Source organism: Brevibacillus reuszeri (assembly GCF_001187725.1).
Taxonomy (GTDB): domain Bacteria; phylum Bacillota; class Bacilli; order Brevibacillales; family Brevibacillaceae; genus Brevibacillus; species Brevibacillus reuszeri.
The window spans coordinates 215235-236219 of sequence record NZ_LGIQ01000009.1 but is presented as its reverse complement, the minus strand read 5'-3'; the positions used below and the strand labels follow the sequence as shown (position 1 = coordinate 236219).

Genomic DNA, 20985 nt, shown 5'->3' with positions numbered 1-20985 from the left:
AGGAATTCACAAATGATTCCATGTCATTGCAAAAAGTTAGCAGTCGCATCCACTATTTCCTGTCTCCCAGTGAAATGACTTGATCGGGATGTCCTGATTTTTGTCCGAATGGATTGTATCCAATTACAATCAGCTTGTCATTTTCCGTCACCAGCATATGGTAATGAGACCCAGGTCCCTCGATCGCGTATCGATAAGTCGAAGATACGAGGCGAACAGGCTCAGGTATCTTCGACTTAACGGATGGACCCCATTCATGCTCGAAAATCTGTCCATCCGTTGTCAGTCTAAGCCTACCGCTCATCTTGTCTATTCCTTCTTCTACATTTGCGCTTTTTTCCACTCGTATTGAATTTATTTTTTGTGTGTGCTCAAACTCTGGTTGAAGCAGAAGCTCCTCAACCCGTCCCTTGTCATCCCTCACCCATATCGACGCTGGGTCGTGCGTATAGCGAACAAAATATTCGGGTGCTAACCCTTTTATGTTGCGGAGGTCGGGTACTTTCTTGAAACGGAAGGCGTCCTCTTTGGTTCGATCTGCATAGAGCACTTCTCCTTCTTGGGTCAGCGCCAGAAACGTATATTGATTTGCATACAAATTCGTGATGCGAGAGGCAAGAGAGGAATCAATCTCGACTAGCTCCGCCTTACCTGGAACCATTTTGCGATCATAAGACCTTGCATTATCATAATCGAATGCAATGGCTATATAACGATCGTCTTCTGTACGAACCAGCAGATGACTATCACCACCAACCATATCCTTTACGGAAAAGGGAAGGGGAAGTGTTTGACATCCTGTAAAGTCATTCTCCCACATCTGGAGCTGGCCAGCTTTGTTTATGGTTACGGGAGTTCCGTCCATACTGTCCAATTTCCGTATCTGCGCAGGGCCCTTGACTTCATACGTTGTGCGATTTTCATACATGCTCCAGATGGAACCATCTAGTCGGACGAAAAACGGTTTATCCAATTTTGTTACGACCTGCTGAATATCGGGTAATTGACCGATTTCCGTCCACTGTCCAAAGAGAACCGGAACTCTCCCAAGCTGTCCCGTCATGTTGCTGCCCCAGGAATAAACGTGCCCGCCTTTATCCAGCGCAATAGCATGATCTGTCCCGGCTTGAATGTCGATAATACGTGTTAAGCCTTGGATCTGAACTGGCTGATCGATCGTTGTAGGCCCCTCGTCTCCCAGCATGCTGTTCATGTTTGCTCCCCATCCCCACACAGAGCCATCCGTCTTGACCATGAGATACATGTCATCTGCTGTTACTGCCAACCTTTTCGCACCATCCGCTACGGGCATTCGCTGTGGCGCTTTTTCTTTGGAAGAGAACACAAACACTTCTCCGGAATCTACCTGGATGAGACCATGATCCCGATAATCCACTGCAATCAGTGTTACCTTGCCAGGCACCGGGATTATTTGCTGGTTTTCGGCTGTTAATTGTCCTCCACCACTTCCATCAACATAACTAAGCTTACCAGTCGAGTCTACAAGAAATAATGAAGAGGCAGAGCCGTACAGCTTTTGTATGTTCACGAATCCAATTAGCTGCTCTGGCTTTTCGGTGTTGATATCATGCTTCCACAAGGTCCCATCCTTTTTCAGAACGATCAAGGCTTCGAACATGTCTACTACTTGAATGGATTCACTGTTTTCCAGCTCTTTTATTTTTTCAGCCGCCCCTTGTGAATTGAGTTTCCATACCTGGCCATCATTCGTGAGCGCAAAGGAATCCGAGATTTGCTTGACTCCGCGTAACCCCTTTATCTGAACGGGAAAATCTACGGGACCATCGACATAGCCCCATCGCCAAACTGATCCGTCTTTGGTTATTGCATACGAAGTCCCCGGCTTCCAACCGTAACCTGCCCCATCAAATATCGGATCGACACTGATCGCAGCGATTCCACTTAGCGGTTGTCCTGCTTCAAGAGGACGCCATTTTTTTACGGACGGATTGGGAAGAGTCGTTTTCTTGATACTTTCCTCAGAGCAAGCTGCAAGCTCTACCTGCGCAAGAATTTTCTGACTATCGCTATCATTCACGGTTGTTTCCGCTGTCTTTTCTGATGGCTGAACAGATTCTACTGGTTGATCTGCTGGCGAGCAGCCCGCTATGGCTACACCAAGCGTTAACGAATACATCATCATCAGGGAGGTACGGTTCTTCTTCCTCATTCTCGTTTTCCCCTCATTCTTTCCTTGTTATCTTCGTAAGACGTACGACTGCCGCTCGTCGTTACAAATATTTGGAAATAAAACAAAGGGAAAACTTCTTACAGCTTATCCCAGGAAGCAGCTTCGTACGCCATGTCATCATTTAATACAGGGACATTTTCACTGACATTGTGCAGCGCGGCGACATGGACATCCTCGGGATACCCTCTGTGGATCAGCTCCTGCCCTGAACCCGATTGCAAAAGGAGATGGGCTAGATCGTTTCTGGCGGATGTATAGGCAGCAACAGCCATCTGCGCTTCTGGGGAAAGGATATGCTCACCAAGCTCATGCAAAATGGCTCCAGCGGCAATGATGTCTTCGATTGCCGGACGCAGAGCGCCGCTTGGCCATCTTTCTCCACATGCGATAATCGTTACGGTCCCTTTATGCGCACGGACAAAACTGGCTACAGCTGAAGCATTTCGCAAGCAGCCTGCAATGACCGTTGCCTTGTGTTCTTTTGCCAGGACCGTACAGGTGGAGCCATTTGGCGATGGTAGAACGATCCTGGAGTTCAATGGGATTGTCTGCAAGGCTGCCGGAGACAAGGAAATGCGCTCCCCTCTGCTTCCCGCTAGCAATGCCCCTTTTTGCTCAGCAAAGCGTGCCGCTGTGTCATCCTTTACGCGATACGGATATACGATGCCTTCTCGCCCTATTACCACATCTACGCACGTGCTAAAAGACAGCACATCTACAATCACAATGATAGAGGAGCCTCTGCCAACCAGCTCAACGCCTTCATACCCCCACTCAAACCGGGCCGTAAACGCAGCTTGCTTGAACAAATCCTTATGTATCAACAATTTCCACGCCTTCCTATTAAAATGGTTACTCGTCCCCATGCGTTCGCCGTTACAAAAAGGTACAAGATGAAATAAAGTATTATGTCCCACTAATCAAGCTACTATGAATGGAGTGAACGTGAATGTCAGATGAAGGAAGAAGACGCCGTGAGCAAGTAGTAAGAACGACTGGAATTCTGCAAAATAACCTCGCAGTCGTAGTCACAGCACACCTTGACCTCGTTAACCTGAACAACGATCCTGTAGAGGTGCGTGTTCAGGTATTGAACTGGGGTGACGCTGTTACGCAAACCAATCCGGTTAGCACATTGCTGGATGTAACCCAAATGCTTCCAGGTAACACTCGCATGGCGTTTAATGCAGCAGTACCAGCATCTTTCCACTATGAAGTACGCCTTACTGTCGGCTGTCGCAACGATGGTGATCGTGAGATGGATGAAAATGTTCTTCTCACCACTTATGGCCGTACAGCTGTTGGCGGAGGAGTCGTGAACGGTCTTACTGTACTCGACAGCCAATTCCAAACTGTAAGAATTGATACTTGTTTCTAAACCGTTCTCTACCCCAAAAAGGAGCTATGATTTTTTCATAGTTCCTTTTTTCTTTCTACAAACGAGCTATTTTATGAAAACCAATCGGGTATTGTGCGTTCGAATGCATGATGTTCCTCGATTATTCGATTGACCCGGCTCGCCATATCATCTAACAACGCAGGCACAACCCGCTGTGTAAACCGAATAAAGAATCCAGAAGGAGTCTATTTCCCCTGCTTTTTGGAAGTACCCAGCAATTTGTCCCTGGCAAAAAGGAACACTGCTCTCTCTGCTGAAAAATGCAAGCTTGGTGAACTCGTGAATCGGATCTCCCCAATCGTAACGATTGAAATCGATGACCCCAGCATAAGTCCGGTTATGAACAATCAAATTTCCAACATGGAAATCGTCATGCAAAAAACGGTTCGGCCTTTCTTTCAAATAAGGTAGATGCTGTTCGATGAAATCAAGGATTTTGTCAGTGTGGTTGATTCGAAGCGAAGAATCATGATACGCCTTTACGTACTTTCGATGCTTTGGGACACATCTGTCAAACCAGGAGGAAATGCTAGGAGGAGCAGAAAGCTGATGCATCTTCGCTAGTTCTCTGCCAGCGTTGTAACCGATTTTTTGCTGCTCGTCAGTGGACAATTCTGCCAAGACATCTCGCGCATCCTCTCCCTCCAAGTAAGAGAGAATCATATAACCGATCCCCAACCGCTGGTGCATGCCAAGCTCGATGGGCGAAGAGGCTTTGACTCCCAGGGTCTGGATAGTCTCCAGAATTTCGTATTCCACTGTTTTTTGCTCCCATTGGTCGAGCTTAAAAACCCGCAGCAATTGGTTCTCTCCATGATCCGGGTAAATCCTGTACTTCTCATCCGTCGAAAAGCCTTTCAAAATCTTTTCTATACGGACTGCATTTGCGAGAGCCGGAATCTCATTTTGCAACTGATCAAGCCATTCACTCACGGTATCCCTCCTGCCTGAAGCCATACTAGCCTTGATTGCACAGGCGTTTTTACATGAATTGGAATACGTATTGTAGCATAACTTTTCCAGCAAAGAAACAAAGACGTCAGGATTTTTTCCCGACGTCTTGTCTTAAACTTAGCGAGCGGTCCAACCGCCATCAATCACGATTTCTGTTCCCGTAACAAAGCTTGACTCATCTGATGCGAGGAAAAGAACACCGTACGCAATATCTTCCGGTTTTCCCAAACGAGGCAACGGTGTCCCCATCTCGAACATCTGTTGGGCTCCCTGATCTAATGCCTTCTGAATCATCGGTGTAACAATAATGCCAGGATGAACAGAGTTCACACGGATGTTATCATGAGCCAGCTCAACCGCAGATGCTTTGGCAAGCGCACGCAATGCACCTTTGGAAGCGGTGTAAGCGTTTGTATAGTTCAGAGCCACCAAGCCGGCGATCGAGGAAATGTGAATAATGGAGCCTCCCCCGACTTTTTTCATTTCAGGTACCACATACTTCATACCAAGGACGCATCCAGTCAGGTTAATGTTTAAAACCTTATTCCAGTGCTCCAACTCAAATTGATCCAGTTTTTTATCGGTACTCACACCCGCGTTGTTGACCAATACATCTACTTTTCCAAACGCTTGTACCGCTTTTTCTACAACGTTTTGCCAATCTGCATCTGAAGCGACATCATGCTTTACAGCGATGGCCTTGCCACCCGCATTTGTGATTTCTTGCACGACCTCTTGCAGCTTTACCTCCTGCATATCTGTTGCAACGATTCTTGCGCCTTCTTGTGCAAACATTTTTGCTTCCGCTGCACCTTGACCCATGGCAGCACCCGTAATGATTACTACTTTTCCAGCTAGACGATTCATTTGCGATCCGTCCTTTCTGTTTATGAATAGTTCACGAATAAATTGGCCTTTAATAGACAACTAGTTGTTTTTACAACACTGTGTCGTACATAATTATAACAACGCCCATTTTATTCGACAAACAACAGAAAATCGCAACCTGATGCTTAAGCAACACCTGATTCAAATTTGTCGATGAACCAATAAAAGTTAAACAAGGAGCTGCATTTTGTTGTCAAAAGCTAGAAAAGTAGACCCACGGATCATTCGTACACGTCACTTAATGCGTGATGCCCTCGTTTCCCTTATTGATGAAAGAGGATATGAAAGTATTACCGTACATGATATTACGGATCGAGCAACGATCAATCGGGCGACCTTTTATCTGCATTATCGAGACAAACAGGATTTGCTGATTTCAAGCACAGACGACATTCTCGAAGAATTGATCACGAATCTGGAAATGACGGACACCGCTGAAGTTTCCTTTGCCGATCTTGAGGAGCCTCCGTCTTCCTTTGTTGGCATGTTCGAACAAATTGCCAAGCACGCTGACTTTTACCGTGTGATGCTGTCCAAGCAGCATATGCCCTATTTTGTTATGCGGGTGCAGGAGGTTCTCGCAGGATTTGTCCAGGAAGGGCTGTCATCCGTGCTGGCGAAGGACAATGAGCTCTCTGTCCCGAGGGAAATGGTGATTCGTTACACGGCTTCTGCTTTTTTAGGAGTAATGATCTGGTGGTTGGAAAACGATATGACTTACTCTCCGAAATACATGGCAAGCAACCTGCTTCGAATCGCAACCAAAGGACCTTATACCAATAACCCTTTTTAATGAAACCTTGATCGAAGGAAAATCAGGCTTGTCGTTGAAATTGCACAAAAGAAAAAAGCTGCCCGCGAACGGACAGCTTTTTTTATAAGGAGACTTACAGTTTTACTACGTTCTCAGCTTGTGGACCACGGTTGCCTTGAACGATGTTGAATTGAACGCGTTGACCTTCATCCAAAGTTTTGAAACCGTCGCCTTGGATTGCGCTGAAGTGAACGAATACATCGTCTCCGCCTTCTACTTGAATGAAACCGAAACCTTTTTCTGCGTTAAACCATTTTACTGTTCCGTTCGTTTGCATTTAAAAAAACCTCCAAAAAGTCAATTTGAATATGCTAGTCATATTTACCGAAGCAATAAAACTCACATATCATGAAGAAATACCCCTTGTAGTGAAGTGATATGCCTTCATGATATGTGAATAATATCTACTTCGAATATATGCGATTGTCGTAAGGACGGAACTGCAAAGTTATAGCTTTTTGAAAACCTAAAACAACGAAAGCCCTTCCTCTCTTTCATCCTTGCGGCTCCGATGACCGCGCCAGTGTGAATCGGGGATTCAAAAACGTAATCCATGAGCATACACCTCGATGAATTGATGGGCTTCGATTTTTCAAGTAGCAACATCATTCTACCATGCTTGTCCAATTAAATCAATAACTCTCTACTCCTACAAGCGCTTTCGCATCTGATACAATAAAAGATAGGAGGGATTTTGATCATGACAGATACTGTACATAGTAAAACATTAAAACAGATGTTAGATAACAACTTGAACCTTATTTTACTAGATGTCAGAGATAACAACAAGTTCCTTATGGGCAGCATATCTCATGCAAATGCACCAACCAAAAACGTCCCTTATCTATCTATGAAGGAAGCGGACAAGCTATTCGATGATGAAACGGAAAAACAAATGGAAAATGCACAGATCGTAACGATTTGTACGACTGGAAACAAAGCGCAGAAGGCTGCTGCACTACTGCGTGAAAATGGGTTCAAAGCCACTGCCCTACTAGGCGGACTCACCGCCTGGGACGAAGAGAATCGCGATAACGAGTAGCTAACTACCAAATATTACTCCTTTATTTCGGGTGGGATAGTCTGATATTCTGGGTCATGCCAAACCAATACGCCGAAACTTCCACTCGATTGGAAGTGCGGGGGACTTTTTTTTGCGGGGAAATCCGCATGGGGTGAATCGCCACTGGCGACGGGTTGTTTCCTCAATCCGAATCCGACAACTAACCTCGTAGGCTAAAAAAAGGAGACGATGTGAATATGAAACGCTTTGGTACAGCTACCATTGCTATGACTCTAGGATTGGGCTTGGCCCTAACAGGCTTCTCCACCTCAGCTTTTGCTGCATCTACAAATTGCCCAGTTCAATCGAACTTTCAATCTCAATTAATGCCTTTCCTGCAACAAATGCAGAAGCAATCGAATCAAGCTTCTCTACCAACGTATTCACAGCCCGTTTCTAAACAGAATCAACCGTTCAATTTCTTAAATTGCCAACAATTTGCACCGAAGCAATATTTTGCTCAACCTACTCAACAAGCACCTGTACAAGCTCCAGTGCAGCAAGCGCCTGTACAACAGGCACCAGTACAACAAGCTCCAGTACAGCAAGCTCCTGCACAACCAGCAGCTACACCTGCTAAGGAAACAAACCAGGCTCAAGCCTCCAATTTCGTGAAGCAAGTTGCTGACTTGGTCAACCAAGAGCGTGCAAAAGCAGGTCTTAAGCCTGTTCAATTGGACTCGGCTCTCTCGGATGTAGCGCTTGCGAAAGCTGCTGACATGTCCAACAACAACTATTTCGATCATAATAGCCCGACATACGGTTCCCCATTTGATATGATGAAAAAGTATGGCATCTCCTTTATGACTGCCGGTGAAAATATCGCCATGGGTCAACGCAGTCCTGAAGAAGTTATGAATCAATGGATGAACAGTGAAGGTCACCGCCAAAACATTATGAATCCTGCCTTCACTAAAATTGGTGTTGGTTATACAAATGGTTACTGGGTACAAGAATTTATCGGATAATCAACCAACAAGCGAAAGCCGAGCTTCTCTTCTGTAGAGAGCTCGGCTTTCTTCATTGCTCACCGTTATCTTTGTTCAGCCTTGGAAGCCTGTCCATTCTTTGACGTGTCGCAGCTAGACTGCCCAGAACAGCAGCAGCTATCCTGTTCATTCAGGAGTGCTACTTCTTCCTGCCCGATTTTTTGCTTGGTCGGATAAGCAGATACTTGCTGCATCTCGGCATTGAAATCAGAATGATCATTCATCCCCCAGGCCTCCTCAGAGTGTTTTTACCCTGTTGCCTGCTTAGTATGAGCGAGTCCATCGCGGGCATCCTCACAAAACAATGGGAATCGAATCGCACCTGTTATAAGCAGCTTTTTACCTGCTAATAATATGTTCAAGATCCTTGAGTGCGGCTGCAGCGGCAGCAACTGGATCAGATTTTCCACCTACGACCAAAAGATCACCCATGACGTCTGTCTCGACTCGTATGGCTTTTGTCGTCCCGGTTACATGGGCAAAAGGATGTGCAGTATCTATCGCTTGTAATTCGACTGATGCCGCAATTCCATTGTCTGTTTTGCGGATGCTGCCAATCAGCTTTGGAATCTTGCCTTGCTGCTTCCAAAAGGAGATATGGTCAGTGGATACGTCCCTTACGCTCGTTTTTGGAACATCTTGTAGCTGCAACGAAGCTCCAAAAGCAGCATTCGCCAAAATGGTGACCTTGCAGGCGGTATCCCAGCCGTCAATATCATAGCTTGGATCAGGTTCAGCAATCCCCAGCTTTTGCGCATCACGAATAGCTTCCTCATGTGACAAACCGTCTTCCATCATTCGCGTAAGAACGTAATTCGTCGTCCCAGTAAAAATTCCCTCAATAGCCCGCACCTCACAACCAGCCAGGTTGTATTGTAATAAATCGATGGTTGGTAACGCCGCTGCTGTCGCACCACTAATTTTCAGCATGACGTTATTTTGTTTAGCAAGCTTCGACAAACCGGCATAATCAACGACCAAAGCCCCTTTTGATATCGTGATGGCATGCATCCCTTGCACGAAAGCCTGGCGTATGTAAACAAGACCGGAGCCACCTGTCTGAATATCGGTCGGGCCTGCTTCAATCAAAATATCTGCGTTACTGTCGGACAAAAAAGCAGCGCCGTCAAAAGAGCTTTCTGTAATCTGCCTCTGCGCCGCGAAGTCTTCCCACTGTGGAACTGACAATCCATCAGGATGGAAACAGCCTCCTGCAGAGCGTGCAACCCCTACCAGTCTGACATCAGCTTTGTATTTTTCCTTATAGTACGCATGCCTTTTATCTAATAACCGTGCTACCTGCTTACCGACTGATCCAAATCCTGTAATGACAATATTCCAACGTTTCATTTTGTTCCACCCCGTGTCTGCCTTATTTGCGTATGACTCTGCGCTGAAGCAAGATAGGATCAGCATCTCGTGGCTTCAATTTCTTCCCCGACCTCACCGCGTACAGCTCATCTACGTAATCAATGAACAGAATTCCTTCCAAATGGTCCATCTCATGTTGGATGCATCGAGCCAATAAATCCTTTGCCTCTATCGTGACAATCTCCCCATGGCGTGTGTACGTCTCTACCTTGACAATAGCGGCGCGCGTTACATAACCGATTACCCCTGGAATCGAGAGGCATGCTTCCGGTCCTGTTTGTGCCCCTGACCGTTCCAATATGATCGGATTTATCAGCTCGATCAAGCCAGTTCCACAGTCCATTACGACCAACTGTTTGGGTATGCCAATCTGAATAGCGGACAAGCCAGCCCTGCCTTTATCACTATAGAGCGTCTGTGCCATATCATCTAAAATTTTTTCTGTCTGTGGGGTAATCGTATGGACTCGCTTTGACACTTCACGCAATAAAGGATCGCCCAAGCGGATAATCATGCGCTCTGCCATATGCTACTCCTCCCGCACAACATACTTCGTTGCTTTCACGGTAGCAAAGCCACCTCGTCAATGTCAAAGGAATTCCGTGTAAAAATCTGAAAAATGATCCCATGATAGATGACAAATGTGCGTAGATACGCTATCTTTATTGGTAAACATACAGATGTTCTAAATGAAGAGGGAGGCTATCATGCATTCAATAGCAACACAGCTGAACGAAACCATTCAGCGGGAAAATCCACACGTTTTTGACATGCTGTCCAATATCGGAAAACAGATTTATTTCCCAAAAGAAGGGATTCTTAGCCAATCAGCAGAAGCGAAAGCAAAAGCAAAAAAATACAATGCGACCATCGGGATTGCACTCGAAAACGGGCAACCTATGCATTTGAAGGTCATTCAGGATAACCTGTCTGCCTTTGCCCCAAAAGATTTGTATGAGTATGCTCCTCCGGCAGGAAAACCTGAGCTGCGCGCTGCATGGCGCAAAAAAATGATTGAAGAGCAGCCTTCCCTGGCTACCAAATCATTCAGTAATCCAATCGTGACCAATGCCCTGACTCATGGATTGAGCGTAGTGGCTGATCTGTATGCAGATAATGGTGACAGTGTGATCATCCCAGACAAAAACTGGGAAAACTACGAGCTCACTTTCGGCATCCGTCGTGGTGCGGAAATGGTATACTACCCGTTATATAACGATGAAATGAAATTTAATGCTGCTGGATTGCGTGACGCGATTTTCGCACAAAAAGAAAAAGGGAAAGCAATCATTGTTCTCAACTTCCCGAACAACCCAACTGGTTATACACCAGGAGCAGAAGAAGGACGCCAAATCGTAGAAGTTCTCAAAGAAGGCGCTGAAGCTGGTATCAATCTCGTTGTTGTTACGGACGATGCCTATTTTGGCTTGTTCTTTGAAGATTCAATGACTGAATCGATGTTCGCGAATTTGTGTGACCTGAATCCTCGTATCTTGCCCATTAAAGTAGATGGCGCAACAAAGGAAGAATATGTATGGGGGTTCCGCGTCGGTTTCATTACGTACGCTGCTCCATCCAGCGATCTGTTAATTGCACTGGAACAAAAAACATTGGGTATTATCCGCGCTACGATTTCCAGCGGTGCTCATCCTTCTCAAACCTTTGTTCTGCACGCTCTCACTTCTCCTGAATTCCATGCGCAGAAGCAAGAGAAGTTTGATATTATGAAAGGTCGCGCAAACCGCGTCAAACAGTTGCTCGACACAGGCAAGTTTGATGATGCATGGGGCTATTACCCTTTCAACTCCGGCTATTTCATGTGCCTCAAATTGAAAACGGTCGATGCAGAAACACTCCGTAATCATTTGCTGGACCAATACGGTGTTGGTACGATTGCTCTGGGTCAAACAGACCTGCGTGTTGCCTTCTCTTGCATCGAAGAAGACGGAATCGACGAGCTGTTCAATCTCATCTACAGCGGTGTAAAAGATTTGGAAAACGTACTTGCTAAGTAAGAAAACAAAAAGCGTTTTGGCAGTAAAGCCAGAACGCTTTTTTTCTTATTTCTGCAATGTAACCTCTTTTCGTCGTATGCGCATCGTACCAACGAAGATCGACGCAAGAACGAGAGACATCCCGATCGCATGCGTCCGGGTAAAAATTTCATTCAAGAGAAAAATGGCGACAAGAGCCGCACTAATCGGCATCATCCCAGTAAACAGACCTGCTTTGGATGCCTCGACCTTTGCCACACCTTTATACCAGAAGAAGAATGAGAGTACGCTTGCTGTAATTGCATAGTACAAGATCAACCCCCAGACACTAAAAGGCACGCTTCCCCAATCAAAGTGAAGGCTTTCCCAAATCGCAAAAGGCAAAAATAAGACAAAGCTGATTACATTGATTGCCGTTGTCATCTGAAAAGGCGTAATCTTTCCAGCCAATCGTTTGGCAAAGATCGTAAATAACGCTTCACTGACAACTGCCAGGAAAACAAGAGTATTGCCCAGCATGCTTAAAAGCGACTGCTCCTCAGCACCTCTTGTAAAAGTAATGAACGCGATACCACACACAGAGAGCAAAATGGCAATCATGTTGTTCATTTGCAGCTTTTCCTTGAGAAGCCAAAAGGAAAACAAGGCGATGCACGCGGGTACCGTACTTGTAATGATGCCTGCGGCTGTTGCGCTCGTCCATTTTACTCCGTAGAGCATGCAAATACTAAACAGAAATACGCCGAAAAACGATTGCCAAAATAAAACTGTGCCTTCCTCTCTGCTCCAGGAAGCTTTCCATTCACCTCGCGAAGCAAGCAATGGCAACAGAATCAGGATTGCGATTAAAAAGCGCAGCTCAGAAAACAAAAACACAGGAACATGCGAAACAATCTCTTTTCCGATCGAAATGTTAATGCCTACAAAAGCCATTGATAGGGCTAATTGCACGTAGGCAAGCAGCATAGGTTTTTCTCTCCTTCCTCTTCTCCCTCCTACTATTTTCCATCGCGACTGTAAAATCCTTTATCTTATTACCTTGATTTCTCTTATCCTTTTCTAATCGATCACTTATTTTTTTGAATCAGCAGCAAAAGACTTACCCGTTTTGGACCCATACCTCATGCGAAGCTGGGCAATCATGTAAAGCAGCAACGGAAAGACACTGAATATCCCTGTGGTTTGAAACCCTATTGTTTTTCCGATGTTGCTAACAATCGATGACAGATCGGGTGCTGTCCAATAGCTAAATATCATGAGTAATAAACCAAGTGGCAAGACGAGCAGGCGATAGTCTTCCATCCCCACCCACTGCGCCGTTCCGAGAGTTAATGCAAAATAAAACATCGATATTTTCACAAAAGCCCCTGCTACCCATATCGCGATCACAATGGCATCCAGGTTTTCAAAAAAATCAGCATAACTAATCATTTGAACAGCGGTGTAAAAGGGGTACGTCATCGTCCCTACCTCTTGACCTAGTATCAATAACGCAGACAAATTCAAAGATAGCAACGAAACAGCCGCAATACTGACAATGACAAATCCAGTTTTCATCCCCTTTTTTTCATGCGATACGAATGGAATCAAAAAGGAAAACAAAATGACTTCACTGAACCATCCTTGCGGAGCTATGGCACCACGGAGTACAGGAATAAAGCCGTTTTCCAGAACAGGAAAGAAGTTCTCAGCTTTCATAAAGGGAAGCATCAGAATAACGATGCCCATGTAAAACAAAAAGAGGAGTGGTACCAATAGATGAGCAGCCCGAGCGAGTGCCTCTATTCCAGATCGAATTGTGAATGCACAAAGCAAGATCATACTGCCCATGACCACGAAAAGAGGTGTTTTATACAAAAATGAGCCTACGATAAACTCACCATACAATCTCAAAATGTTACCGTCACTATAGAGTAGATTGTACAAAATAATAAGGCCAACGATTTTCCCAGGGATATCCCCTATAATTTGTGTACTGTATTGAATGATTGTTTGCCCCGGGTATAGAGCATGTAATTTATATATAAGATAGACGGTCAGAAAACCGATAACCGAAGCACAAACCGGCGACAGCCACATATCTCTGTGCGCATATTTGGTTGTAATGGCAGGGACGATGAGGTCCGCTGTTGCCACGATGACAGGGAACAACAGGAGCCCCATTTGCATTTCGGATATCGTTGTTTTTTCGGTCATATCCTTCTCACCTTGTCGTTTGTCAATGTAGTCCTACCATGTTGTAGAGGGGCTTAAAAATCACTAACCATACCTGTGAGGGACCTGGCATATTGGGAAAAATCAGGAGTAGGACCCCAATCACCCATCCCGCAAACGTTAAGAATAGAAAAGTCATTTTCGATTTGCCTGTACTTCTCTTTATTCTTTTTCGTTCCACGATCAAAATGAGCGCGACAACGAGAGTAAGTCCAAAAATAGCCGGCCATCTCACTTTTTTCTCACCTCTGATTCAGGAATACCTCCTGGGATCGTGGATAAGCCTGGACGACGTATATAAGCTTTCACAACTACCTCCACTTCCACCTTCGGGAATACCTGCTCCCACTTGTCCTTTACTGCAGCAAACTCTCGCGGATACTTTCGCCGAAAATGAGTAGCAAAATCGAAAATATCCGCCTTGAGTTCTTTTTGTGCCATAGCGAGTGTGCCTTTGATCCGCGTTTCGATGTCATCCCGCAAAGCATTCTCCATTATTTTCATCAGCTTGGGTACAGTGAGGTCCAGGTTGGTGCCGTTCTGAATCAGATCCCCTTCCGTCTCAACTTCAACGAGCATTTTCCATTTCCCATTCTCAATCTTTGGAATCAGCTTGGTCACTTCACGAATCGGGTTGAGCGAGACAAAGCCGCGCACGCTTTTGGCTTTAACCGTTACGGTTGTGGAGGCAATTTCATTTCGTATCCACATAGCCCCTCTTGTGTAGCGTTCAGATAAGAGACCGCTCATTTTCCCATCTTTGAAAACGGCTGTTCCGATTAAATATGGATTGGTTTTCATTGGTTGCGCTGCTTTTTCGGGTTTCATAATCGAAATCATCGGCAACACTGCGGTTTTCTCGTTCCCTTCCAGCATCTTTTGCAGTTCAAGAAGCGTCACCTTCATACCAACATCAAGACCTGAAAGCTTTCTCACGACTTCTGCTGAATTGATTTCAAGAGTGGGTGTTAAGCTGAGCATTTCTTTTGCCTTTCCTTTACTCACGTACATATACGCTCGATTGCGCGGCTCTGGATGACGCGTTAAAAAATCGACTAGCTCTGTAATTCCTTCCTTGGCCAGCTCTTCCCCATATATGTAGATCTTGCAATGCCCCCAAAAAACCTTCCGGGGAAGATTTGCCTGCATTTTGGACAAAGCATCCGCCACATTCACCCCTTTTGTCGTGCGAGAGAGCGTCACTGGGCTTTTGTTACTGGAGCTGGAAGCCGTACCGCCACTAAACGAACGGGGAATGAAGACTTGTGCAGAAAGCTCGATTTCTTTCTCGCTTGCCTTGTCGAACGCTACTGCGGTAATAATGGCTAAATCGTTAATTTCGATCCGATCCCAACAGCCACTTTGCATGAGAATACAGAGAAGGCTCAAAGGAATGAGTATGATCTTCTTCATCAGCTCATCTCTGCCTCCCTGTCAGTAGAGTCTCGTAATTGGCCATACATAGCTCTGAACACCGCGCGCATAAAAAGCGAGGTCTGGTTGTGGTTCTAGTGGAATCGATAACCTTTTTGTCATCGTGTTTTCTCTTAGCTGGACGATAGCTTTTTGCAAAGCCCACGGCTCATGGTACACATCTGCATAATAGAGCCGCTTCGAGTGGTCGCATTGACAAAACAGCGTGTAGCGCTCCGTTAGCCAATGCTCAATCGTCTCTTTATCGGACGCAAAGGCATTTCCAACCGGTTCATACGTACCCGAAAACTGTACAGGCGGACTATGCTTTTCCCTCCTGCCTGAATCAAACTCGATGGAATGCGCTTGCTTCGCAAAACGCATGCTTGCTTGAAAATAAGGCAGTCGATACCACTGCTTTGCAATGGCGGTTATTAACGGATTTGAGGCATCCAATGAGAGGAAATAAACACCTGATTTTTGTTTTGCCTTTACGTACGTCCTCACATTGATTTCAGGAAAGGTAGACGTAAACGGAATCATTGGCAATCGCCGCAGCCGAACCCCACTCATCAAAAAAGGAATGATCCCTAGCCATGCCATGCCTTGATAAGTGTCGATTTCTAGCTCTTGGGGAATAAGACTTCGGAGGACTTTTGGCGGAACCGCCCAGTGAAGAAACAATAAATGCTCCCAGGTTTGCATCATGATCCATCCATGCCTTTGAAATGGCTGTTTGATTTGGATAATCTCCTCGTTGATACGAATCACTCCTTGCCAGCCTGCCCCGTTGCTCCCCCTTTTTCTTCTTCAGAGGGGGATTGATACGCGAGAGGGACCCTTGTTACCTTGCTTGTCAATTCATCTAATGCCGCAAGATCGTTTATCGTGACCTCCGACAATGATGTCTTCCCCATCGCTAAAAGGGCGATTTCCATTTCATCCACAAACGCCAGAAAAAAGTTGGTCAAATACTGTGTCGCTTCATCAGGGTTGAATTTATCTTTCAGTGTGCCCGGATAATTGGTTAACATGGTAGGCGGCTCCCATGGTATTGCCTTCGTCACTTGGTCATGAGTCATCGCCCAGAGCATTGAGGTTCCCATAAAAATCCCATCTGCCCCTAGCGCTATCGCTTTCAAGCATTCCCCGGGATTGCTGTAGCCTCCACCAGAAAGTAGCGTAATTTTGTCTTTCACTCCACGCTCTTGTAAGTAGCGAGCCGCACGAGTCAATGCATAAATGGTCGGCAGGCCAAAGTCATCCTCCAGGATTGGAGGCCCGCCTTTTGTACCGGCTTGCCCTCCGTCGATACTGATAAAATCGACGCCTGCCTGTATTGCAATCTCCAAATCTGCTTCCAAGATCACACTCGCACAAATCTTGACGCCAATCGGCACGCCGCCGGTTATCGTCCTCAGCTTATCAACGAGCTTCAGTAAGTCGTCTTTGCTGTTAACCTCCGGCTGCCTAGAAGGAATGACGACCATCTCCTCACCTTCGACACCCATTAGCTTGCTAGCTTTGCCTTTTAGGTACTCGGCTGGAATAAAGCTTGCGGCTGCGGCAGTTGCCCCTTGTCCAAAATGAATTTCGATCGCATCCGCTTGCTTTAACGTTTCCGGTTCCTTCGCCCAAGGTCCGGAATTATATTGAATCACCAAATGCTTGGCAAATTGCCGTTCTTCGGGAAGAAGAGGTCCCTCTCCCGTATTGGTTAAGGTTCCGGCGGCTGCTGTACCTTTTGCTATCGCAATTTTTACACTCTCACTGATTCCTATGCCAAATCCCATTGCTCCTGCCATTACGGGGATATCGAGCTTCAATGGTTTCTTGGCCATCGGTCCAATCGTGATACTCATATCTACTTCTTCATCCTCATGCGCAGGCAAGACAGCCAGCTGTGCCGGTGAGAAAATGAGTCCATCAAAGTTTAAAAATTTGCGAGGACTGCCAAATGGGCGCTCTATCGCTTGACCGGAAGCTGCTCGCAGGCTATTTTCCAGGACGATCCGCGGACTAACCTTTGTCATGGCAGATACCATTTCAAAGATGTTCTCCGGATAACGATCTGACATCAACCGCTTCATAAAACGCCCTAGCAGCCATTGCGTAATCGATTTAAAGCCCAGGAACATAATCAGGCCAAGACAAAGTGCTGCCAGGATCGTTCCTGCAAAAGAGCCTATGAAAAAGGGAATCCACCTTCCATCCATGCTTACCCCCCTTTCTTCCACCTCCATCACTCTACTTATTGATGACGTCCTCCTCGCGAACCCCAGCAGGTGCTGAGATCAAGCCAGGGCGGCGGATTTTTACGTTGATTTGGTTTTTCACCTCGATTTTTGGATAAATCTGTTCCCATTGTTCCTTGTTCTGCTCCCACTCTTTTGGATACTTTCGGTGAAAAGCACCCGCAAAGTTTGCTACGTCAGCTTTCAATTCCTTTTGCAAGGTCTCAAGTGAAAATGTTATCCGCGCTTGAATATCATCCCGAACGGCTTTTTGCACGATCGAGAGTAAATCCGGATTCATCAGATTGAGCAAGGTTCCATTTTCTACAACATCTCCTTCTGAGTCGACTTTTACCACCATGCTCCACTTGCCATTCTTAATCACAGGGTCAAGTGTTACGCGGGAGCGACTCGGCATGACAGAGACAATCCCTTTTACATGCGGTGGCCGAACCGTAATTGCCGCTTGGGTCACTTCATTTCGTAGCCACAAGAGACCGCGAGTAACCTTTGGAGAAATATGACCGATCATTTTATCCTTCTTAAAGATAGCTGTGCCAATGAGGATTGATTTTGTTTGGATTTGAACGGGCGTTTTCAACTTGGCCCCATTTTCAATCATAGGTACAGCAACCGTCTCAGACTCGCTTTTTAGCATGTTTCTGTAGTCTACCAGTGTCACTGCCATTCCAATATGCATACTGGCAAATTCACGAAGTGCCTCTGCAGAAGAGCGTTCCAGCACGGTTTTAATCGCTAGACCCTCTTTTGCTTTTCCTTTCGTTACATACAAGTAAGCTCGGTTACGTGGGCCAGGATGTCGCACGAGAAAGTCGATATGCTCTGACATCCCCTGTTTCGCAGCTTCCTCACCAAACAAATACACCTTGCAATGCCCCCAAAATATTTTGCGAGGCAGCTTGGCTTGTACCTTTGACATCGCATCCGATATATTTACACCTGTTCCGCTGTAAACAGTTGTCAGCTCGCCTCCACCACTTCCCGTCCCCCCTTGTCCAGTTGTAAGCTCTCGCGGGATAAACACCTGAATGCTTAATCTGATTTGATGGTCTTTCTCATGATCGATCGCTGCCGCTGTTACAATGGCCAAATCATTGATTTCCGTGCGATCCCAGCAACCTGCAGCAAGTAAACTGCAAAAGACAAGAACCACGAACCAGGTCCTCATCCGGATCGAACTCCTTTATAGGCGGTGTTGTTCTTTTTCCATACAGAAATCACTAACAGGATCGCCGGAAAGAAACAACAAAACAAAAAGAGCACAACAGGGATCGTAAACAGATGCAAATCTCCTATTACAGCGAAATTAGGCAATCCCCAAAAACTGAAAACCACAGTCAGAAGCCCAATCGGGAGTACTATGGGCCTGTAGGTTGTGAGCTTCAACCATTGTGCTGTTCCCAGAACCGTCACGTAGTAAAACACAGAAACCTTTACATATGCCCCAATCACCCAGATAGCCATGACTCCAGACTCCAGATTCTCAAAAAAATCGGCGACACTGATGTACCTCGCTGTATCCATGACCGGGAACAGGATACGTCCAGTTGCATCGCCCATCAAAAAGTAGGTGACCAAATTCACGATGCACATCGAGATCATGACGAATCCAACAGTCACCATTCCCGATCGCTTCCCCTTCTTCTCATCAGCAAGGAAAGGCAGAAAAAAGGAGATGAGAAACACTTCACTGAACCAGCCTTGTGGAGTCATTGCTCCCTTCAGTGATGGAAGCAAGCCATTCCCCAGAATCGGAAAGATGTTTTGTGGCTCCAAATCAGGGAAGATCAGTCCAATCATGATCAGCAAAGGAATCACAAATAGCGGAAAAAAAAACTGTGCTGACCTGACCACAACTTCCACACCTCCAGTCACTGCCATGGCGCTAACGAGAACCAGCACGCCAGAAATTACGCTTAGTGGCGTATCCTTTAAAAAGATGGCAATGAAATCTGCATACTCTCTAACAATAAAAGCACTTAGCTGTAGAAAAAAGAACAAGTAGAAGAAGCCAACTACCTTCCCAAACAGCTTGCCTAAAATTTCCTCGATCTGCTCGATAATCGTTTTTTGCGGATATTTCTCGTGTAGTTGATGAGCAATGATTACACATGCAAAGCCGATCAGTGAGGCCCAGATCGGTGAGATCCACAAATCGTTCATAGCTTCCTTCGCCATGACATTGGGTCCAGCCAGCATGGCGGTAGACATCAAGACTGGATAAATCGTCAATCCCATTTGTAAGGCAGATATTTTTCCTGTCTCCAGCATGTATCCTGATTCCCCCTGACTAGGATTTACCGCTATTCGTCATTGCGGTGCGTCCTGTATTTGTTGCCTGCCCTCTTTTTTGCAAAATCGCGAGTATCCATAGCAGGAGAGGAAATACCGTTTGGACCAGTGGACCATATATCGGAAATGCCAACGTATCAAACTGGCTAACACGAAGCTGGTCTGGAACGGACCAGAAAGCCATGACGATAATCAATATGCCCAATGGCAGAACGAGTGGACGATAATCGCGAAGTCCAAGTATCTGACTGGCTCCGATTGCAGTAGCATAGTAGAAGACGCTGATTTTTTGATACATCCCGATAATCCAAATCCCCATGACAACCGAGTCCAGATTCTGAAAGAAATCAGCCACACTGATATAACGAAAAGCCACCATCACCGGGTATAAAAAATCGCCTGCCTGTCTCCCCATCACGAAGAGAATAAAGAAGTTGATCACAGTGAGCAGCAGCATCGTACCAAACACACTGATCATGCCTGACCGCATACTTTTCTCCTGATTCGATACAAACGGTAGGAAGAAAGTCATTAAAAATACCTCACTAAACCATGCTTGGGGAGAAGCCGCTCCTAGAAACGTTGGCTTTAGACCGTGTTCCAGTATTGGAAATAGGTAATGAAGCTGCATGGACCCGAGTAAAAATGGCATCAGCGCAACGGGAAGTAAGAAAATGAGAAAGAACAATTGCGCAGTCCTTCCCAATACTTCTACACCTCCCTTGACAGCAAGGGCATTAACCAACAGCATGCTTATCATGACTACACTGATTGGCGTACGGCTCAGGAAGTTGCCCACGACAAACTCAGCGAAGCCCCTCAGTATAAGACCAGTTAGATGTAAGTAGAAAAAAATAAGGAAGAGACTCGCCAGCTTGCCTAAAAAGCTCCCCAAAATGACTTCGTTATATTGGATGACGGATTGATTGGGATATAACTGGTGCAATCGGCAGGTGATGAACACCGTTACATAGCCAATGATCGACGCCCAGATGGGAGAGAGCCACAGATCATTATGTGCATATTTGCCGGTGATTCCAGGGACTACGGTAACAGCTGATGCTGCTATGGCAAAAAACATCAACAAGCCCATCTGTCCGGCTGTTATTTTCTCATTCCCTTGCATC

General features: G+C 45.8%; 21 protein-coding genes and 1 riboswitch. Of the genes, 5 read left to right on the top strand and 16 right to left on the bottom strand.

What is annotated here, in order from left to right:
• Positions 1–52: 52 nt before the first annotated feature.
• Together ADS79_RS15680 and ADS79_RS15675 are read right to left on the bottom strand one after the other, a co-directional pair.
• Positions 53–2191, bottom strand: a complete 2139-nt coding sequence (locus ADS79_RS15680; protein WP_049739369.1) for an RCC1 domain-containing protein — start codon at positions 2189–2191, stop codon at positions 53–55.
• A 98-nt stretch (positions 2192–2289) separates the two neighbouring features.
• A complete protein-coding gene (locus ADS79_RS15675) occupies positions 2290–3039 on the bottom strand; it encodes a 2-phosphosulfolactate phosphatase (RefSeq protein ID WP_236699998.1) in 750 nt (249 codons plus the stop codon).
• A gap of 122 nt (positions 3040–3161) precedes the next feature.
• On the opposite strand from ADS79_RS15675, the gene ADS79_RS15670 reads away from it, so the two are divergent.
• Positions 3162–3590, top strand: a complete 429-nt coding sequence (locus ADS79_RS15670) for a hypothetical protein (RefSeq protein ID WP_049739367.1) — start codon at positions 3162–3164, stop codon at positions 3588–3590.
• A gap of 147 nt (positions 3591–3737) precedes the next feature.
• On the opposite strand, the gene ADS79_RS15665 is transcribed toward ADS79_RS15670, so the two are convergent.
• A complete protein-coding gene (locus tag ADS79_RS15665; RefSeq protein ID WP_236699997.1) occupies positions 3738–4544 on the bottom strand; it encodes a phosphotransferase family protein in 807 nt (268 codons plus the stop codon).
• Positions 4545–4682: 138 nt separating this feature from the next.
• On the bottom strand, positions 4683–5432 hold the full coding sequence (locus tag ADS79_RS15660; RefSeq protein ID WP_049739366.1) for an SDR family NAD(P)-dependent oxidoreductase: 750 nt from the start codon (positions 5430–5432) through the stop codon (positions 4683–4685).
• Positions 5433–5694: 262 nt separating this feature from the next.
• Between ADS79_RS15660 and ADS79_RS15655 the strand changes: the two genes are divergently transcribed.
• Positions 5695–6246, top strand: coding sequence for a TetR/AcrR family transcriptional regulator (locus ADS79_RS15655; protein WP_174769641.1), 552 nt, complete (start codon positions 5695–5697; stop codon positions 6244–6246).
• A 94-nt stretch (positions 6247–6340) separates the two neighbouring features.
• On the opposite strand, the gene ADS79_RS15650 is transcribed toward ADS79_RS15655, so the two are convergent.
• Positions 6341–6544, bottom strand: coding sequence for a cold-shock protein (locus tag ADS79_RS15650; RefSeq protein ID WP_023556900.1), 204 nt, complete (start codon positions 6542–6544; stop codon positions 6341–6343).
• Between the two features lie 423 nt (positions 6545–6967).
• On the opposite strand from ADS79_RS15650, the gene ADS79_RS15645 reads away from it, so the two are divergent.
• Both ADS79_RS15645 and ADS79_RS15640 read left to right on the top strand, forming a co-directional pair.
• The gene (locus tag ADS79_RS15645) at positions 6968–7309 is read left to right on the top strand and encodes a rhodanese-like domain-containing protein (protein ID WP_049739364.1); all 342 of its coding nucleotides are present in this window, start codon (positions 6968–6970) and stop codon (positions 7307–7309) included.
• A gap of 60 nt (positions 7310–7369) precedes the next feature.
• Positions 7370–7520: riboswitch (cyclic di-AMP (ydaO/yuaA leader) on the top strand.
• Positions 7521–7527: 7 nt separating this feature from the next.
• Complete coding sequence (locus ADS79_RS15640; RefSeq protein ID WP_049739363.1) at positions 7528–8298, top strand: CAP domain-containing protein; 771 nt, start codon at positions 7528–7530, stop codon at positions 8296–8298.
• Between the two features lie 65 nt (positions 8299–8363).
• On the opposite strand, the gene ADS79_RS35460 is transcribed toward ADS79_RS15640, so the two are convergent.
• The 3 genes from ADS79_RS35460 to def form a co-directional block, all read right to left on the bottom strand.
• A complete protein-coding gene (locus ADS79_RS35460; protein ID WP_049739362.1) occupies positions 8364–8543 on the bottom strand; it encodes a hypothetical protein in 180 nt (59 codons plus the stop codon).
• 115 nt (positions 8544–8658) lie between these two features.
• Positions 8659–9669, bottom strand: a complete 1011-nt coding sequence (locus tag ADS79_RS15630) for a homoserine dehydrogenase (RefSeq protein ID WP_049739361.1) — start codon at positions 9667–9669, stop codon at positions 8659–8661.
• 22 nt (positions 9670–9691) lie between these two features.
• Positions 9692–10216: a peptide deformylase gene (gene def / locus ADS79_RS15625; RefSeq protein ID WP_049739360.1), complete on the bottom strand. Its 525-nt coding sequence runs from the start codon at positions 10214–10216 to the stop codon at positions 9692–9694.
• Positions 10217–10397: 181 nt separating this feature from the next.
• On the opposite strand from def, the gene ADS79_RS15620 reads away from it, so the two are divergent.
• Positions 10398–11705 carry an aminotransferase class I/II-fold pyridoxal phosphate-dependent enzyme gene (locus tag ADS79_RS15620; protein ID WP_049739359.1) on the top strand — a complete coding sequence of 436 codons (1308 nt, stop codon included), beginning with the start codon at positions 10398–10400 and terminating at the stop codon, positions 11703–11705.
• A gap of 45 nt (positions 11706–11750) precedes the next feature.
• On the opposite strand, the gene ADS79_RS15615 is transcribed toward ADS79_RS15620, so the two are convergent.
• From ADS79_RS15615 to ADS79_RS15575, 8 genes are all read right to left on the bottom strand, one after another.
• Complete coding sequence (locus ADS79_RS15615; RefSeq protein ID WP_049739358.1) at positions 11751–12650, bottom strand: DMT family transporter; 900 nt, start codon at positions 12648–12650, stop codon at positions 11751–11753.
• Between the two features lie 105 nt (positions 12651–12755).
• Entirely contained in the window at positions 12756–13880 is a 1125-nt protein-coding gene (locus ADS79_RS15610; protein WP_049739357.1) for a GerAB/ArcD/ProY family transporter, read from the bottom strand.
• Between the two features lie 249 nt (positions 13881–14129).
• Complete coding sequence (locus tag ADS79_RS15600; RefSeq protein ID WP_049739355.1) at positions 14130–15311, bottom strand: Ger(x)C family spore germination protein; 1182 nt, start codon at positions 15309–15311, stop codon at positions 14130–14132.
• Between the two features lie 21 nt (positions 15312–15332).
• Positions 15333–16082, bottom strand: a complete 750-nt coding sequence (locus ADS79_RS15595; protein ID WP_236699996.1) for a YqjF family protein — start codon at positions 16080–16082, stop codon at positions 15333–15335.
• Positions 16079–17527 carry an FMN-binding glutamate synthase family protein gene (locus ADS79_RS15590; protein ID WP_049741009.1) on the bottom strand — a complete coding sequence of 483 codons (1449 nt, stop codon included), beginning with the start codon at positions 17525–17527 and terminating at the stop codon, positions 16079–16081. The genes ADS79_RS15595 and ADS79_RS15590 overlap by 4 nt, the downstream gene beginning before the upstream one ends.
• 31 nt (positions 17528–17558) lie before the next feature.
• The gene (locus tag ADS79_RS15585) at positions 17559–18734 is read right to left on the bottom strand and encodes a Ger(x)C family spore germination protein (protein ID WP_141261110.1); all 1176 of its coding nucleotides are present in this window, start codon (positions 18732–18734) and stop codon (positions 17559–17561) included.
• Entirely contained in the window at positions 18731–19837 is a 1107-nt protein-coding gene (locus ADS79_RS15580; protein ID WP_049739353.1) for a GerAB/ArcD/ProY family transporter, read from the bottom strand. The genes ADS79_RS15585 and ADS79_RS15580 overlap by 4 nt, the downstream gene beginning before the upstream one ends.
• Positions 19838–19856: 19 nt before the next feature.
• Positions 19857–20984, bottom strand: a complete 1128-nt coding sequence (locus ADS79_RS15575) for a GerAB/ArcD/ProY family transporter (protein ID WP_049739352.1) — start codon at positions 20982–20984, stop codon at positions 19857–19859.
• Position 20985: the final 1 nt, after the last annotated feature.